We start from the raw sequence: 17,053 nt of genomic DNA, 5'->3' as shown, positions 1-17,053 counted from the left end.
GGTAGAGAATGTCTCAATCTTTATATCAGAATGCAATAAAGCCAGTTGCAATGGCTGTTGCAATCGCACTGTCTATGAGTGCAATCAGTATTCAAACGCATGCAAATAATGCTTCGCCTGTTGGCTTTTATCAAGTGCAAAGCGGTTCATTGACTCAAGCTTTAAATAGCTTGGCACAGCAAGCCAATGTATCGTTGTTACTCGATCCAGCAAAAACCAATCGTTATCGGGTAAAGACGATGAAGGGTAAATATACCCTAGATCAGGCTTTTGCATTATTGGTGCAGAATACCCCATTCCAGATTCAAAAAACTTCCGCAGGTTATCTACTTATTGAAAAGCCTGTTGCTACACAAACGCTTGTAGTCAATACAGCAAATATTGCAACGGGAAAAACAGCAACAGGTAAAACAGCAACATCAACCACAAATGCTGAAAACCAAATTTATCAAATGACTCCGATTGTGGTCGAGGCGGTAAAAAAAGACACCATACAATTTGGTCAGAGTGTACTCAATCAAAAAGCGATTGATCGTTATCAGGCCAATAATGTTGCACAATTACTCGATCATATGCCCAGTGTCGGTTCAGCAGGATCGCCACGTCCGGGAGGGCAAACGATTAATATTCTCGGCATGGGCGGGGTAGCCGATGTACCCATTACCTTGGACGATTCTGTTAAAACCTTTGATAAATATCGACAGGGTTCAGTCTTTATTGAACCTGAGATTTTAAAGAAAATCACTGTGGATAAAGGGCCACATAACGTTGAAGTCGGAAATGGTGGTTTTGGTGGTAAGGTTACACTGGAAACTAAAGATGCCACAGATTTACTGGATGATGGTAAAAATATTGGCGCATTTTTAAAATATTCTCGTTTTTCCAATAACAGTCAAAATACCTATACAGGCGCTGTATATGGTAAAGCCGACAATGGGCTGGTCGATGGGCTGTTTTACTATACCAACCGAGACAGCGGCAATGTAAAGCGACCAGATGGAACTGAGTTTTTGTATTCAGGGCAAGAGCAAGAAACCTATTTAGCCAAACTGAACTTTTATCCTGCCGATGGTCATAAAATTTCTTTAAATGCCATGCGCAGTGGGCATGAAGGCTGGGAGCCTTTTGCAGCCATGCGTGATCAAGATGCAGTGCCGACTGAGGCAGATATTGCTAAGTATGGCTATGATGAAGCTTGGAAACGCCGTTTGGTCGACCGTGATCAGGAAGATACCAGTTACTCGGCAAGTTATGAATTTAATCCTGATGCTAACCCATATGTAAATTTAAAAGCCGTTGCATCCTATTCCAAGACTTATCAACATGATCTACGCTTACCAAGCGTAACGGGTTCAGCGGCACTGTTAGGCAATGAAAGCTGGGTAACCTATACCAATACAGCATTAAAAATGAGTAATATCAGTGATATTGAAACAAAACTGGGCACGCATAAATTAAAGGTTGGCGCGCAATACCAGAAAATGGAACAAAACTCGCTGATTTATGACAAAAACAATGCCAAAAAGCCAGATTATAATTTTGGTTATTATGAACCGAACTATATGCCTGCTGGCGATCAGCAAATGCTGAGTGCATTTATTGAAGATCAATATCAGATTAACAATTTCGTCATTACCCCATCACTCCGTTATGATCATATTGAAAATAACGGCAAGCCAAATCGTGCATCACGATTTAATGATCCAGCGGCAGGGCATGATTATTCCAGTAAAACCTATACGGGCTGGTCGCCACGGTTGGCAATGTCTTGGAAACAGGCCGACTATATGACATGGTTTGCGAATGTGAGTAAAACATGGCGTGCGCCTCGCGTTGATGAACAATATTATGTGCAATCCGCAGCAACTACTGTTCCCTCGACCAGTCGTTATTTAGTTCCTGAAAAGATGTTGGCGATTCGTGTCGGCAATGAGATGAATTTTGATGATGTGTTTAGTGATGAAGATCATCTACAAGTGCGTTTAACCTATCATCATAATCGGGGGGGCGATGAGATATTCCGCAATCGCTCAACATTTTGTCAAGCACAAGCAGAAAACAATGCAAATACTGGAAAAGGTAGCGTAGCAGACTGTAAAGGCAATTATGATCATGGTTTTTATCGTAATGTGACCGATTACACCATCAAAGCCTATGAAGCCGAAGCTTTCTATAATCAGCCGACTTGGTTTGCTGGTTTAACCTATTCCTATATTCGCGGGCAACGTGATAATTCTCCTGTAAATCCATGGTTTGATCAAAAAACATGGATGACCAATATCCCACCGAAAAAAGCCACTGCAACTTTAGGGGTGAATGTGCCTGAACATCACTTAACTATGGGGTGGAGAGGGATATTTGTGGCTGCGCAAGACCGAAGCCTTTCAGATAATGATAAGTCGATCGCGGCATCTTCATTTTCATTACCTAAAACCAAAGGCTATTCACTACATAGCGTTTATGCCGACTGGCAGCCAATTGGTGCAAAAGGGCCAACGCTGAATTTCTCGATTGATAATTTATTTAATCGTGATTACAAAATGTATTTGGGGGAGTATATGACAGGTACAGGTCGAGATTATAAGGTGAGTATTTCGCAGAAATTCTAATAGGTCTGTGTTTAATATTTGACATAGCGAGAAGTAAATTTGATTTAAGGATTAAATTTTACTTCTCGCTTTTTTATAACCTATTTCCGTGCAATCAGCACATCAACCGGCGCAACCGGGAACTGCACATTCTCGATCGTTTCAATGTGCTGACAACCCAGTTGTTTTAAGCTGCGATAAATATCGTCCTTTTGTGGAACGTAATTGCCTTGCATACGCATATTGAGATAATAGCTTTGAATGCCTGCATCATATTGAGATGGGGCAATTTCTGCATGACAACAAATCAATACACCATTTGATGATAGAGCTGCAAGCAGTTTTTCTAAAATTAACGCGTAATCATCGACAAAATGTAGTACAGATGAGCACCAAATAATGTCGTATTGAGGGTGAGATTTTAAAGTTTGAAAGTCTAACGTTTGCAAGTCCGCAGCTAAACAATGTAAGCGTTGGTGTGCTGGATGACTTGCTAAAGTGGGACGAATTGCCTCAATGACATGCGGAAGTTCTAAAAGGGTGCATTCAAGTTGAGTAAACTTTTCAGCCAAATGCATTGCGATCCGTCCAGCGCCAGCACCGACATCAAGAAAATGTCTTGCTGTTTTAAATTCACGGACTACATCAGAAAGCACATCTGCAATGTGAACTGTGACAGCGTTTTGTTCTTGGGCAATTTGTATTTGAGCCGCTTGTGCCCATGCAGATCCGATTGTTTCTGGTGTTCGAGATTGGGCTTGGAAATCACGAGAAAAAGACACAGAAAGTTGACCAGCAACAGACTGAATCACTTGTTGGCGATATAACAACGCATCAGCACAATATTGATCTGATGTCGGATCAAAGTAGTCTTTAAGTACTGGCTTAATACGATAAAGCATAGCCTGTCTGGTTGGGTCAAACTGGGTATCTAACAGCTGTAAACTTGCCAAGAGCTGTAATAGATATTCGGTATTTTGCGGATGCAAAGCATGTTTCTTTGCTAGGGCTATGGCATCTTCAAATTGAAATAATGATGCAAAGAGCTTTTTTTCAATTGAAAAATCTAAGGCTTGTGCCTGAATTTGTGACAGGTAAATTTGCCAAATCAAATGTAAAGGATGAGGTTGAGTCAGTATTTGTACGGCTTGATTTAGAGAAAGATTCATTAAAAAGCACCTTTTAAAATTACATAGGGAATGCCGAGAACATTCAGTCTAGACATTCGATCCAAAGATACGATATGATGATAGAATAAATGAGAATGATTATTATTTATTATATGCGGATTATAGAAAATAGTATGCGGAATGAAGTTTTCAGCTAGATGGAGTGTTGAGTGATGACACAATTACATCATCGTGTGCGGGTTGATGTAGCGCGTTCGGTTCAAGAGATCTCTTCACGGCAACACCGTATTGGCTTGCCTGAAGATTTTGGTCATTGCTATGCAGACACTTTGCAGATTGAAACTGGCTTGCTACTTAACCAATTACACTATTGTCCTCAATATGCATTAGAAGAAGAAACCCAAGCAGCACACCCAAACCCCGTGATGGTATTGACGGTTGGATTACAAGGGTGCTCAAAATATCAGAGTAAGAATGCAGAGCAGCTCAGTTTTAAAGCGGACCATATCAGTATTAACACTTTTCCATCTATTGACGGAATACGTCACTATCAAAAACAACAGACGGTTTCTCAACTTCGCTTGATTATGAGTTCGGAATTTTTGAGTAAATATCTAAGCTCACAACAGCTCAAGGCATTATTTCTCCCAAACCATATCAACCCAATCGCTTTTCAGCCTGTTTCAAGGACCAGTAAAGTCCATGCTTGCGCATTGGCACATTCACTCGTACAGCGCGACAACCAACCACAACATCGCTTACAACAACATATTCATGCACTGAGTTTGTTATCAGAACAGTTGCCGTTCATTGCGCCTGATGAATCAGCAGTCTCATCTGCAAACTTGAGTATGCAGGATGTGCAAAATTTGGAAAAAGCCAAAGCTTTAATGATCAATCAATTAGATCAAGCATTGACGATGCAGTATATCGCCAGTGTGATCGGTATGAATGTATATAAATTCAAAGCCTGTTTTATCAAGCTGTATGGGGTCAATCCGACTGAATATTTATTGCAATTGAGGATGCAACAAGCCCACAGCCTCCTTGAGTCAGGTTTGCACGTGGCTCAAGTGGCGTGGCAGGTGGGCTATCAATATCCCAATAATTTTACAGTTGCGTTTACTCGTTATTATGGCAAATCACCCAAAGCATTATTTGCAAAAAATAAATCTAAATGACATGAGGAATGCGTAATGAAAAAAATATCGCTTAACTTACAGGATGACATTGCCGACACGCTATTGATTACCTTATATGCCAAATCCGTTGAAACGCAGAAAAAAAATCCCTTAATCAATGATCAAACAGCCTGTGAGTTGGTGGAAAAAATTGATTATGATTTTTCAAAATATAAAAACAAGAAGGCCACGTCTGTTGGTGTTGCATTGCGTTCAACACATTTTGATCAGAAGGTTAAAGACTTCATTCAACTTCATCATTATCTTAATCATCAGCCGATTATTGTATTTGTAGGCTGTGGTTTAGATAGCCGTATACAACGTATCGGTAACAGTGCTGAACATGCTGAGTTTTATCAATTGGATATTGCAGAAGTGATTGAACAACGTCAGCAACTGATACCCGCGCATAAAAATGAACACTTTATTGCAAGTTCAATGTTATCGACCACGTGGATGGATCAATTAAAAGAAACGCATCCCAATGGTCATTTTATGTTTGTGATTGAAGGGGTATTGATGTACTTCAATCAAGCACAAAATCAACAGGTGTTAACCGCTTTAGCCGAACGGTTTTCAGGTGCTGAAATTCATTTTGACATGCTCAATGCTTGGATGAGTACTAAGTCTGCTTTACACGATACTGTAAGTAAAACCAAAGCCACATTTAAGTTTGGTTTGGATGATGAAAAAGACATTGAAACATGGCATCCCAAACTTAAGCATGTGCGGACCTATTTGTTTAATCAATTTAAAGGTTGGCATCGAATGGGGTTGATGCTCACGACACTAATGTCAATTGTGCCAAAACTCAAAACTTCTTCACGGATAGTCATATTTAAAATTAGCTAGCGTTTTTTTAAATGTTTCTCGATTAAGCTATAGATCAAATTTAAAAGTATCTGCGTTCTATAAAAATGGATTTGTATGATTATAAAGCTTGCAATGCCTCACTTTACATTTAAAGTTTAAATAGATTTGTGTAGGCAATGCCTCACTTTTCGTAGGGGATGCCAAACCTTGCGCTGCAAACAAAGCAGTGCTTTATTTTTGCTCATATACCTCCGCTCAACGGCGACATCCATGTCGCCACAGGATAGAACCACCATGTATGATTAAACAATACAAACAAAACCGCAGATTAATTTATATGTATTAGAGGTTGATTAACTGTTCATTTCTAGGCAACGCAAGCTCTGTTCATTTGAATCATTTTTCTTGGCTGTGCGTCTGTTAAATCGCCCACTAGCTCCAAAACACTTGGGCGCAAGACATAAGCCTCAAGTCTGTAAGCCACAGTCTCCCTTATTGAAATAAAATACTGATTAAAACCAGCGTGAGTAATAGGATATAACCTCGTTCATGCATTTGATTAGATAATTTTCCGGTCCATTGTATTGCCAATTTCATACCTAAAAAGCCGCCTATAATCAACGCAATTAAAGCAGGGGAGTAAAAATAGCCAATAAAATGCGTGCCTAGATGTTGTGGCTGAATGATTTGCCCAATGATCAAGGTGATACAACCTGCAATCGCAACAGGCATACTCAAAGGGTTGGCAAGGGCAACGGCTGAAGACATCTCCAAACCACAGCGCCGGAATAGGGGGACAGTCATTACACTGCCTCCGACACCCAACGCTGATGCAATTCCGCCGATAAAGATTCCGCCTAGACCTTGTTCTGTTTTGGAGAGTAATCTTACGGCTTGAGGATTTGAGTGGGGCTGTTTAAATTGACGAATCAGACAATCAAAAATTGTTATACACAAATAGAGCGCAAAAGCCCATTTTAACAGGTGTGATGAAATATTTAGGGCGAGTAGAGTGCCTAAAATTGCGCCAGCAGCAATCCAATATGCAATTGGGAAGAGGTATTGTTTGTGTATTTTTCGCTGTTTATATTGCTGATAAGTTGCCAATCCAGAGTTGATCACCATCAACAATAATGAGGTGGCAACTGCACTTTTAAAAGCTAAACCATAGGCGGTAGAATGAATTGGATATTGCATACGAATTGTCGAATAAACCAATGGAACAACAACAAAGCCACCGGCAAAACCAAATAATATGGTGAGTATGCCACTGACAAAGCCTGCAGCCAATAAAATAAGATAGAGTTCCATACACAGAGATCTTTGAAAATAAATACCAGTTTAAGGATTTCTCGATTGGTAAAATTTGTTATATTCCGCATTTAATTATTCAAATCAGACACGGGTATGAAACAAATCTCGATTCATAGTGTTGAGCATTTAAACCATAAAATGATTGCGATAGAAACGCAGTACGCTGAGTATTATGTGTTAAAGATGCACAGCCATAAACGAGCACAATTACTCTATGCAGCTCAGGGTGTGATGCATGTAGAAACACCACAAGGAAACTGGATCATTCCTCCTGAAAGGGCGGTGTGGATTCCACCGCAAGTTCCGCATCAACTGACTTTGTTTAATGTTAAAACCTGTAGTTTGTATATCCTTCCTGAAGATGTCCCTAGGCAGATTGAATGTTGCGAAGTGCTGTCAATTTCACCTTTGCTTCGACAATTACTTTTAAAAGCACCCGCGTTAAATGAACCGCTTTCAAGACATGATGAGCTGATTCAAGAATTGATTTTAACTGAGCTGGCTATTTCCGAAAAAATTGAACTGCATTTACCTTTGCCAGAAAATAAAGCCATTTTAGAAATTTGCCAAAAGTTCTTAAAGCAGCCCAATATTCATTTATCACCCGAAGAAATTTCGACACAACTTTATATCAGCGAGCGGCATTTTAGTCGGTTGTTTAAAAGTGAAGTTGGGATGTCTTTTTCAAAATGGCGACAACATGCTTGTGTATTGTTAAGTCTGGAAAAATTAATTCAAAATCAGCCGATACAGCACATTGCTTATGATTTTGGCTTTAAAAATCCTGCTGCATTCACCACCATGTTTCATCGCGTTTTGGGTTTAAGCCCGACTCAATATATGAGTCATCTGCAAAATAAAACATCCAAATAAAATACATTATTGTTTTTGACCAATCGTTATAAAAAATAAGCCTAACTTATCAGTGATGTGATTGATACAGTCGAATTATTAGATAAAGCACGTTTTATTTAAAGGGTTATTCCTTTCATACATAGGTTACTAAAAGGAAAGCGTAAAAAAATAGTGATAAATTTAAATGAAAATGATTATAATTAAGCTTCAAGTTTTTAGGTCATTGTTTAATGCAGTTTAATAAATCCTCCCTCGCATTTTCAGTTTTTGCCATCATGCTCTCCACCGCTCATGCTGAGTCAGAATCAGATATAACGCAAAATGCTGTAAGCAATAAACTGCCAACGATTATCGTACAAGCAGACAGTGATAAAAAAGCCTATGCAGCAAAAACAGCAAGCGCGGTATTGCGATCTAAAGCGCCTTTATTTGAAACAGCTCAGTCGATTAGTGCGATCACCAATCAGCAAATTGAACAAAAGCAAGCAAAAACAGTAGCAGAAGCTTTAGAAGGTGTGGCAGGCGTGACCTCTGGTCAATATGGGCGAAGAGGCTGGGATGATTTTATTATTCGCGGACAAATATCCAGTTCACAAACTTATATTGATGGGTTGCGTATCCAAGCATCTGATAATGTTTTACGAGCGGAAGATATTTCAGGCTTAGAGTCTATTGAAGTGGTCAAAGGTCCCACCTCAGTTGGTTTTGGTTTGGCGCTGCCAGGCGGCTTAGTCAATTTAACCACCAAACGCCCACAAGCAGAAACCGCTTACAAAGGCACATTAAGTTATGGAAGCTATGGTTTAAAAGAAGGTACATTTGACCTAAATTATGCCCCTGATAATCGTGCAAAAGGCGCTTTTCGTATAGTAGGACGGATCTCTGATCAAGATGACCCGACTGACCATGTTTATTTTAAAAATCAATATATTGCTCCATCTTACAATTTTGATTTAGGCGATAAAGATGATTTATCCGTCATTGCCAGCTATCAACACCGTGAATACATCCGTCAACAGGGCATTCCTTATAGCAAAGGCGATTATAAAAAATACCCTTCAAGCCTCTTCTTTGGTGAACCTGATCATGGTTATGATGTCGATGTTTATCGTCTTGGTGCAAATTATGCGCACTACTTTGATAATGCTTGGGTGTTTAAACAAAACTTTGCGGTTACCAAAACTGATACCCAAGGCAATCCGATATTGGCATCAGGTAATAGTCCTCTACCAGACATTAAACGTTCTGTAAATAATCAAGATAAGCAAGATACCAACTATACTTTGGACAGCAACCTGCAACGTAATTTTGATTTTGGAAAGATCAACTATGATGTGATGGTGGGTGTCGATATGATGCGAGAGCGTAGTGATTACTATCGTAGAAACGATACTATCAACTCTTTTAATGCTAACCATCCAGTCTATGGAATCACCAGTACCAAACTGGGCGCGCCAACACAGCAATTGACCTATAGCCAATTTACGGGTCTCTATCTACGCAATACAATTAAAGTAGATGATCACTGGATTATTGGATTGTCTGGTCGACACGATTGGACTCAGGTTGAAATTGACGATGTATTAAAAAATAGCAACAGCAAAAACTCTGATAATGCATTTACGGGTAGTGGATCGGTGATGTACCGTATCAATGATATGTTTGCACCATATATCAGTTATTCAACCTCATTTATGCCTGTAACAGATGCTGGTGAAAATGGTCAATTGCTGAATCCTGAAGAGGGTAAACAGGCCGAAGTCGGGGTCAAGTTACAAGCACTGGATCAGCGTCTACAAGGTTATATTGCCTATTATGATCTGACCCGTAAAAATGTGACTGAAACAGATATCTCTCAGAAATTCTCAATCCAAACAGGTGAACAAGTCACCAAAGGTTTTGAAGCAGAAATCGCAGCGGCATTAACTGATCAATGGAATGCAACAGCAACCTATAGCTATATCCCAACAGCGAAAGTCACTGAAAGTGTGATTGCCAGTGATATTGGTAAACGGACCAATCATGTACCTAAAAATGCCAGTTCATTATCCACCCAGTACTATTTTAGCCCAGATAAATTAGGCTGGAATATTGGCGCAGGGATTCGTTATCAAGGTTCTCGAACAGCGCAACGTAATACAGATTTTGTCTACTTACCAAGTTATGCCTTATTTGATGTAAATGCGGGTTATGAAGCCAAGAATTGGGGCGCAGGTTTAACAATTAAAAACTTATTTGATAGAGAGTATCTGGCAGGGACCACACCAAATGCACAATTGGTCAATTGGGGAGATCCTATGATGGTTCGTCTGAATGTGAAATTTAAATATTAACAGCAGCTTAGTTTAGATATAGTTTTCACTATTTGAATTGAATAGTAAGACATAAGTTTTATGGGTATTGGAAACAATACCCATTTTTTCAGTATAAAAAAGTTAAAATTAAAATATTTTTATTTATTAATATATTAGATATAGTGAAACCACCTCATTATTCACACAATTAATTTGCATCAAGTCATTAATCATAAATGAAGCTTATATTTTGTATGAACGTTTAGAAACTATTGGTTATCAATTCGTTTTTTTACTTTTGAATCATCGATGGTGCTCCTACCGTGGGGCGACAGGGATGTCGCCGTTGGGCGGGGGTATATGAGCAAAAATAAAGCACTGCTTTGTTTGCAGCGCAAGAGCCCTGTTAAACAGAAGATTTTTGTCACTTTTCATCTCTGAAAAGTGAGGCGTCGCCTACGCAAAGAGATTTAAACTTTGAACATAAAGTGTGGCATTGCAAGCCTTTTTATAATCAATTAATTTATTTCTCCATACAATTGATTTAATTGAAGATATTGATTAAAGGGAATTACATTAATGTGTCTGAGTTTTTTGACACGTTCACTATAGTAAGTGAATAACCATACATATTGTGGTACAAAAAACCCGCCATTTGTTGGCGGGTTTCTTTTTTTAGATTATAAGCTGGGGTTGTTTGCCTAAGGCTTTTAATGCATCAACAACAGTATCAATTTTTGTTGAGTGATGTAGATCTACAATACGAGTAATCTCTTGTTTAGGTTTATGGAGCAATTTAGCGAGTTCTACTTGAGTTACTTTTTTCTCAAGCATTAAGTTTAAAAGTAAAACTTTAGACGTAATACTTATTGGAACTTCAATAAATACTTCACCTTCTTCAAGGTTTTTACTTGGTAAAGGAATAGACCTTTGATCTTCAAAATAAAAGTCCATAGCGGTTATAAGTGCATCTTGAGCCATCTCTTTGGCTTCATCTAAAGTATCACCTTGGGTAATAGCTTCGGGAATATCTCTAAACTCTACAACATAACCGCCATCTTCTAGATCTGGTTTAAGTTTAGCTGGATAAAACATGTATTAAATCTCCGAAATAATGTGAATAACAATTTCATCTTAAGAAAGGTTTGAGGGCGAACCCTCAAATTCCTAGTTGCTTTCTTATTGCTTTTACCAGTCCTGTTTTTAACTCAGTATGGCGAGGTATAGTGCTTTGTTTCTCATTTAAATAAACCTTGGTGTGTTTACTACCTTCTACAAATGTTGCGCCCAAACCTTTTAACTCTTTGATGAAATCACTTCTCTTCACACTTAGCTCATTTTATTGAACATAAGCACATGGTAAACAAAAATGATGACCAAGTAAACAAAAATGTTTACTTGACGGAGCTAAGCATTTTTATCAAGATTATTTTGAAAGCATTTTATGATTACAGCAATTCGTTTTAAAACATTCTATAATTCAGGCCTATTTATTTTGCTGTATTTATCTAAATTTTTTTATGTCTCAGCTTTCCCAATACTTTGCTCAAAACCAATTTTGTTGTTTGGTGGAATATTTGCCTTCGATGCAAGAGCTATTGCCCGTAGCAACACAACTGGCGGGCTTTCCTGTATGTATGACTTTGTCAGATCGAGTACGTTCAGATGATGATATTGCGCCCATAATCGCTGCACAATCTTATCCGCAACAAATTGACAAAGTATTGCACTATGCAGGTAAAGGTCGAGATATACATGATTTCAATCTGTTTTTAACGCAAGCCAAACAACACGGACAGCAAAATTTATTGTTACTGACTGGCGATAGGTTAAAACAACATCATGATGGGCAAGGTAGTCATGCTCGAACACGCTATTTGGAATCGGTGAATGCGGTCATCGCTGCCAAACAACAAGGTGGTTTTCATATTGGCGTTGCCTTGAACCCGTTTAAATATAGTCAAGCAGAAAAACAAGCGCAGTATTTAAAACTGCATAAAAAACTACAAGCAGGCGCTGATTATATTATTACCCAGTTGGGCTTTGACCTCGTTGCACTCAAACAAGCGCATGAGTTTTTAATTGAAGAAAACTATACACAAAAAATTCTTGCTTGTGTGATGCCGCTGACTTTAGCACGAGCGAAATTTATGCTGAAACATAATGTTGCAGGTATTGTGATTACACCACATATGCTTGAAGTGTTGGCTCAAGAACATGGTTCTGATCAAACTGAAAATACTTATTTACGTTGTGCTTTACAAATATTGATTTGTCAGCATATTGGTTATGCAGGTGTGCATCTTTCTGCGTGCAATAAAGCCGATGAGCAAGCGATTTTAACGGGTTATATTGAACAGTATCGACATCTTGATCTTAAACAATGTCAACAATTATGGGATCAATTATGGCAGCTTAAAACTGGCAATGAATTACGTCCAGCTGTAGTAGAAAAGACTAAGCTGAGTAATTTGCATCAGAAAGTGAAATATCAATTTTTAGATACCATTCACAGTACCATGTTTAATTCCAGTTTGGTAAAAGGGCTGGGTGCTTATATTTTTAGTGCGGGTTTTTGGAATAAAGCCCTTGCAGTAAAATTGCTGTTACAAGCGGAATATTTGAGTAAACATTTTATTGTCGGGTGTGAGAGTTGTGGTCAGTGTAGGCTGGCTGAAACCTTATATATTTGCCCTGAAACTTGCCCCAAAGGTCTGGCAAATGGGCCATGCGGTGGCACACATTTAGACCGTTGTGAGTTTGGGGATCGAGAGTGTATACACTCTGTCAAAGCTCGATTGGCTGAAGAGGTCGATCAAATTCAGGTATTAAAAAAGCAGCTGATTCCAACTGTACCGATAGAAATACGTGGAACCAGCTCTTGGAAAAACTGGTATGTGAAGCAGTGATAAGGGGAGGTGTTTGGATAAATTAATTTTCCTCGTCCATCACATTGGTATAAAACTTTTCACCTAATTTGATCCGGTCACGACCGTTTTTCATACGCCAGCGATTGGTATCTCGAAGTGAATAAACACAGCCACAGTATTCTTGTTGGTAAAATTCTTCACGTTTGCTGATTTCGATCATACGATGTGCACCGCCGCTTTTGCGCCAGTTATAATCCCAATATTCAATTTGTGGATAATGTGCAGCAGCCCGGATTCCACAGCCGTTAATTTGTTGCATATCTTTCCAACGCGATATGCCCAATGAACTGCTGATTAAACTAAATCCATGTTCGTGTGCGTATAGTGCGGTTCTCTCAAAACGCATATCGAAACACATGGTACAACGGATGCCTTTTTCAGGCTCATTTTCCATACCTTTGGCACGTTCAAACCAATTGTCTGTATCGTAGTCACAGTCAATAAATGGAATATTATGCTTCTCAGCAAAGCGAATATTTTCTTCTTTGCGAATTAAATATTCTTTGATTGGGTGAATATTTGGATTATAGAAAAAAATTGAAAAGTCGATGCCTGATTCAATTAAGGTTTCCATGACTTCACCTGAGCACGGCGCGCAACATGAATGCAGCAACAATTTGTCGTGGCCTTGGGGGAGTGTGAGCTTTTGGCGTTCCAGAGTCATGCTAAACAATATAAAAAATGAATAATCTTCTATTGTAAAAGTTTTAAAGTCTTGTGGTGTTTGAATTCACTGAAATGTTTTCAGTCTATGCTGAAAGTTTTTAAGGATGATATTTTAAATCGCCAGATTTCGTTCATTCAAAAATGGAGTGATTTAATTGTATGGATGAGTAAGAGCGTCTTCAATATTTTTACATATTATTTAAAAATGAATAAAAATAACAAATTTTAAATTTAAGTGAAAATAATTAAACATAAACACCATCAATCCGTTATGCTATAGCCAGATCACCTTTAACATATTAATTTGGTAATGACGGAATGTTAGAACTTCGACATCTAAAAACACTCACTGCTTTACGTGAACATGGTTCATTGGTTGCAGCAGCAGGAGATTTGTGTTTAACACCTTCTGCTTTATCACACCAGCTTCGAGAGTTAGATCAATGGTTTGGTGTCGAAGTGGTGAATCGTCGCTCACGTCCAGTGAGTTTTTCTAATGTTGGTCAACGATTACTGAAACTTGCTGATGATATTTTGCCACAAGTGCAAATTGCCCAGTCTGATATTACCCGTATTGTGCATGGGCAAACGGGACGAATTGTATTCTCTTCCGAATGCCACAGTTGTTTTGATTGGCTTATGCCATTGCTAAACCAGTATCGTCAACAATACCCAGATGTAGATTTAGATTTTGCCTCAGGATTTGAAGCCAATCCGCATGAGTTATTACAAACTGGTGAGTTTGATTTATTAATTACAGCAGATCCAATTGCGCTAAAAGGGGTAGAGTATTTTCCAATTTTTGAATATGAATCGCGATTGGTGCTCTCAATCACGCATCCTTTAGCACGAATGAAAGAAATTACGGTGCAAGAGTTGGCGGAAGAAACCTTGGTGACCTATCCAGTGGATAAGCATCGACTGGATATTATGTCGAGATTATTTATTCCTGCCAATATTCAGCCAAAACATATTCGCACCACAGACTTAACCCAAATGTTGATTCAACTTGTGGCAAGTGGTCATGGTATCGCAGCACTGCCTGATTGGGTGGTCAATGAATATGAGCAAAAGGGCTGGGTGGTTTCTCGTCGTTTAGATTGTGTCGCGCCTGAAGGTTTACGTCGAACCTTATATGCAGGTTATCGTGTAGAAGAAAAAGAAAAAGATTATTTTGATGGCTTTCTCAAGCAATTGGATAAATTCTCGAAAAAAAGAGCAACGTACTACTAAAATGTATTATTAATGAGTCATCGTGTAGCACCTACTTGCTGAGTACCATGAAGCACTTTAACACGCGCTGACTCAGGCTGGTTTTGGCCTGAATGAGCGCGTGTTTTTTATCGGGTGTTTTCGCTATATCCCTGAATTATCTTCTTAAGCAGAATATGAGCAAAAAAAAGCTTGGCTTTGTTTGCAGCGCAAGGTTTGCCATGCCATAAGCCAACCAATCGACGAGCCTAAATATTTTTGCGCCGTGTTGTTTCTATGACAGGTTTCTTTTAGAAAAGGAGTTTATTAGAGATGGCTTTCAATTTGAGATCGTTTTATTTAGAACGGGTTCTTATTTAGCACATCGCCATTTTTTAGCCCATTAATAACTCATTTTTGCTTTCTATGTCCTGAAATGCACTTTTATCGCACAAAATTAGTATTACTAAAGCCTAAAAACGTAATACTCAATTGGCACATCCTTTGCATTAAATAAAATTATAAAAAGTGATCTAGGGTTCCGATACTTGTCTAAAAGAGTATGTCTGGACCGAGAGTTCGCGGTTCGAAAGAACTACACGGAGGGATAAAAGCCCGGGAGGAAGTCAATAAACTATCCGAACAGGAGTGGCTATGCATACGACAAATTATCATGATCAACAGGTCATTTGGTCTGAAAAATTACCCGGTGGACTTCACTGGTCAAGTCGCATTCCCAAAGGAAGCGTACTTCAATTTAAAGCTTTATCTGCCGATGCCAATGTCTCTTTATTTTGCGTGAATGCCCATGACAGACTTGAGCGTTTTAATATGCCAGATAGTTTAAAAGGGCAACATACTGCTTTTTTAACTCAAGGTCATGTGTTGTATTCCGATTTGGGACGGGTTATGGCCTCAATTATTCATGATGATCATGGCTGGAATGACGCTTTGTGTGGTCCAAGTCGTCCAGAACAAATCCAAGCTACTTTTGGAATAAAGACATTCCAAGATGCCCGAAATCAAATGATTCAAAATGGTCTAGATGGTTTGCTGATTGAAATGAGCAAATATTCACTTGGGCAAATCGACCTTAGCGCAACAGTGAATTTATTTTCAAAAGTGACCCCAGATAATGCTGGTGCATTGTCTTATATTGGCTCAGACAATACTGGGCAAATCATTGAACTGCGTTTTGAAATGGATTGTTTTGTATTCTTATCGGCTGCACCGCATGGTTTAGATCATTCAGCCCAATATGCTCCCGCTGATATAGAAATGGGTCTTTTTAGCGCATTGCCCTTAACAGAAAACGATATTTGTCGAGACTCATGTCCGCAAAATCAACGTGCATTTGACAATAACCAGCGTTATTACGCGCTGAGTTCATCTCACAACACACGCATTTAAGGACAATCATCATGAGCATTTTAACTTCAATCGAAAAGACTATTTTAGATCAAGCCTTGTTAAATGAAGTGTGTCCTGCGGGTGAAGCATGGATGGGCGAAGTAAAAAAAGGCCAATATTTCCGTATTGTTGATTTAGAAGGCAATCAAGCTGTCGATACCTTATTTATTTCAGCAGAAAACCCAGCAGAACGTTATAGCGCAACGGATACTTTGGCTATTAATCAACATGTTTACCTTGAAAAAGGGACAACCTTATACAGTAATTTAGGCCGTCCAATTGCGGTGATTGTTGATGATAACTGCGGTCGTCATGACACCTTAGGCGGTGCCTGTTCATGTGAAAGTAATACGGTTCGCTATGCGCATGACACTTATCCAATGCACAGTTGCCGTAATAATTTTATGTATGCATTAGCCAAGCATCCTATTGCACAAAAACATCAGTTAAACGTTCGGCACATCGGCCCCAATATTAATTTCTTTATGAATGTGCCTGTCAGCTCGGACGGCCATTTAACCTTTGCTGATGGTATTTCTGCCGCTGGAAAATATGTGGAAATTCAAGCCGAGATGGATTTGATCGTACTGATTTCAAATTGCCCACAATTAAATAACCCATGTAATGGCTATAACCCAACGAAAATTCAATTGCTGATACACAATGGTATGGGAGCATAAA

14 protein-coding genes and 1 riboswitch are annotated in these 17,053 nt (G+C 38.9%); of the genes, 9 read left to right on the top strand and 5 right to left on the bottom strand.

Annotated features, from left to right (window positions below):
• Window positions 1-8: 8 nt before the first annotated feature.
• Window positions 9-2,609 (top strand): TonB-dependent hemoglobin/transferrin/lactoferrin family receptor, encoded by a 2,601-nt coding sequence (locus tag AC07U8_RS13795; protein WP_303577178.1) that lies wholly within the window; start codon window positions 9-11, stop codon window positions 2,607-2,609.
• Between the two features lie 80 nt (window positions 2,610-2,689).
• On the opposite strand, the gene AC07U8_RS13790 is transcribed toward AC07U8_RS13795, so the two are convergent.
• Window positions 2,690-3,757, bottom strand: a complete 1,068-nt coding sequence (locus AC07U8_RS13790; protein WP_494738077.1) for a class I SAM-dependent methyltransferase — start codon at window positions 3,755-3,757, stop codon at window positions 2,690-2,692.
• Window positions 3,758-3,930: 173 nt separating this feature from the next.
• Here AC07U8_RS13790 and AC07U8_RS13785 point away from each other — a divergent pair, with 173 nt between their 5' ends.
• Window positions 3,931-4,899 carry a helix-turn-helix domain-containing protein gene (locus AC07U8_RS13785; protein ID WP_494738076.1) on the top strand — a complete coding sequence of 323 codons (969 nt, stop codon included), beginning with the start codon at window positions 3,931-3,933 and terminating at the stop codon, window positions 4,897-4,899.
• A gap of 15 nt (window positions 4,900-4,914) precedes the next feature.
• Complete coding sequence (locus AC07U8_RS13780) at window positions 4,915-5,751, top strand: class I SAM-dependent methyltransferase (RefSeq protein ID WP_494738075.1); 837 nt, start codon at window positions 4,915-4,917, stop codon at window positions 5,749-5,751.
• 453 nt (window positions 5,752-6,204) lie between these two features.
• Here the strand turns inward: AC07U8_RS13780 and AC07U8_RS13775 are convergent, their stop codons facing one another.
• A complete protein-coding gene (locus AC07U8_RS13775; protein WP_494738074.1) occupies window positions 6,205-7,023 on the bottom strand; it encodes a sulfite exporter TauE/SafE family protein in 819 nt (272 codons plus the stop codon).
• 96 nt (window positions 7,024-7,119) lie between these two features.
• On the opposite strand from AC07U8_RS13775, the gene AC07U8_RS13770 reads away from it, so the two are divergent.
• A complete protein-coding gene (locus tag AC07U8_RS13770) occupies window positions 7,120-7,899 on the top strand; it encodes an AraC family transcriptional regulator (RefSeq protein ID WP_419312856.1) in 780 nt (259 codons plus the stop codon).
• Window positions 7,900-8,111: 212 nt separating this feature from the next.
• Window positions 8,112-10,214 carry a TonB-dependent siderophore receptor gene (locus tag AC07U8_RS13765; protein WP_494738073.1) on the top strand — a complete coding sequence of 701 codons (2,103 nt, stop codon included), beginning with the start codon at window positions 8,112-8,114 and terminating at the stop codon, window positions 10,212-10,214.
• A gap of 636 nt (window positions 10,215-10,850) precedes the next feature.
• Here the strand turns inward: AC07U8_RS13765 and AC07U8_RS13760 are convergent.
• On the bottom strand, window positions 10,851-11,270 hold the full coding sequence (locus AC07U8_RS13760; RefSeq protein ID WP_096734630.1) for a type II toxin-antitoxin system HicB family antitoxin: 420 nt from the start codon (window positions 11,268-11,270) through the stop codon (window positions 10,851-10,853).
• A gap of 64 nt (window positions 11,271-11,334) precedes the next feature.
• Window positions 11,335-11,502, bottom strand: coding sequence for a type II toxin-antitoxin system HicA family toxin (locus AC07U8_RS13755; protein ID WP_016539635.1), 168 nt, complete (start codon window positions 11,500-11,502; stop codon window positions 11,335-11,337).
• A gap of 193 nt (window positions 11,503-11,695) precedes the next feature.
• On the opposite strand from AC07U8_RS13755, the gene AC07U8_RS13750 reads away from it, so the two are divergent.
• Entirely contained in the window at window positions 11,696-13,084 is a 1,389-nt protein-coding gene (locus AC07U8_RS13750) for a methylenetetrahydrofolate reductase C-terminal domain-containing protein (RefSeq protein WP_494738072.1), read from the top strand.
• A 22-nt stretch (window positions 13,085-13,106) separates the two neighbouring features.
• Here the strand turns inward: AC07U8_RS13750 and AC07U8_RS13745 are convergent, their stop codons facing one another.
• Complete coding sequence (locus tag AC07U8_RS13745) at window positions 13,107-13,769, bottom strand: epoxyqueuosine reductase QueH (protein ID WP_494738071.1); 663 nt, start codon at window positions 13,767-13,769, stop codon at window positions 13,107-13,109.
• Window positions 13,770-14,089: 320 nt separating this feature from the next.
• On the opposite strand from AC07U8_RS13745, the gene AC07U8_RS13740 reads away from it, so the two are divergent.
• The 3 genes from AC07U8_RS13740 (at window position 14,090) to AC07U8_RS13730 (ending at window position 17,052) form a co-directional block, all read left to right on the top strand.
• Entirely contained in the window at window positions 14,090-15,004 is a 915-nt protein-coding gene (locus tag AC07U8_RS13740) for a LysR family transcriptional regulator (protein WP_004724679.1), read from the top strand.
• A 480-nt stretch (window positions 15,005-15,484) separates the two neighbouring features.
• A riboswitch (guanidine-I (ykkC/yxkD leader) is annotated at window positions 15,485-15,586 on the top strand.
• 30 nt (window positions 15,587-15,616) lie between these two features.
• Window positions 15,617-16,372, top strand: coding sequence for an urea amidolyase associated protein UAAP1 (locus AC07U8_RS13735; RefSeq protein ID WP_494738070.1), 756 nt, complete (start codon window positions 15,617-15,619; stop codon window positions 16,370-16,372).
• Between the two features lie 11 nt (window positions 16,373-16,383).
• Entirely contained in the window at window positions 16,384-17,052 is a 669-nt protein-coding gene (locus AC07U8_RS13730; protein ID WP_494738069.1) for an urea amidolyase associated protein UAAP2, read from the top strand.
• The last annotated feature ends 1 nt before the right edge of the window (window position 17,053 follow it).

This window comes from Acinetobacter sp. GW821-FHT01E09 (assembly GCF_059422385.1).
This window is presented reverse-complemented; position numbering and strand designations above follow the sequence as displayed.

Excerpts from the sequence above, each read along its gene's own strand:
- AC07U8_RS13795 (WP_303577178.1), top strand. The coding sequence starts at position 9 with ATGTCTCAATCTTTATATCAGAATGCAATAAAGCCAGTTGCAATGGCT.
- AC07U8_RS13790 (WP_494738077.1), bottom strand. The coding sequence starts at position 3,757 with ATGAATCTTTCTCTAAATCAAGCCGTACAAATACTGACTCAACCTCAT.
- AC07U8_RS13785 (WP_494738076.1), top strand. The coding sequence starts at position 3,931 with ATGACACAATTACATCATCGTGTGCGGGTTGATGTAGCGCGTTCGGTT.
- AC07U8_RS13780 (WP_494738075.1), top strand. The coding sequence starts at position 4,915 with ATGAAAAAAATATCGCTTAACTTACAGGATGACATTGCCGACACGCTA.
- AC07U8_RS13775 (WP_494738074.1), bottom strand. The coding sequence starts at position 7,023 with ATGGAACTCTATCTTATTTTATTGGCTGCAGGCTTTGTCAGTGGCATA.
- AC07U8_RS13770 (WP_419312856.1), top strand. The coding sequence starts at position 7,120 with ATGAAACAAATCTCGATTCATAGTGTTGAGCATTTAAACCATAAAATG.
- AC07U8_RS13765 (WP_494738073.1), top strand. The coding sequence starts at position 8,112 with ATGCAGTTTAATAAATCCTCCCTCGCATTTTCAGTTTTTGCCATCATG.
- AC07U8_RS13760 (WP_096734630.1), bottom strand. The coding sequence starts at position 11,270 with ATGTTTTATCCAGCTAAACTTAAACCAGATCTAGAAGATGGCGGTTAT.
- AC07U8_RS13750 (WP_494738072.1), top strand. The coding sequence starts at position 11,696 with ATGTCTCAGCTTTCCCAATACTTTGCTCAAAACCAATTTTGTTGTTTG.
- AC07U8_RS13745 (WP_494738071.1), bottom strand. The coding sequence starts at position 13,769 with ATGACTCTGGAACGCCAAAAGCTCACACTCCCCCAAGGCCACGACAAA.
- AC07U8_RS13740 (WP_004724679.1), top strand. The coding sequence starts at position 14,090 with ATGTTAGAACTTCGACATCTAAAAACACTCACTGCTTTACGTGAACAT.
- AC07U8_RS13735 (WP_494738070.1), top strand. The coding sequence starts at position 15,617 with ATGCATACGACAAATTATCATGATCAACAGGTCATTTGGTCTGAAAAA.
- AC07U8_RS13730 (WP_494738069.1), top strand. The coding sequence starts at position 16,384 with ATGAGCATTTTAACTTCAATCGAAAAGACTATTTTAGATCAAGCCTTG.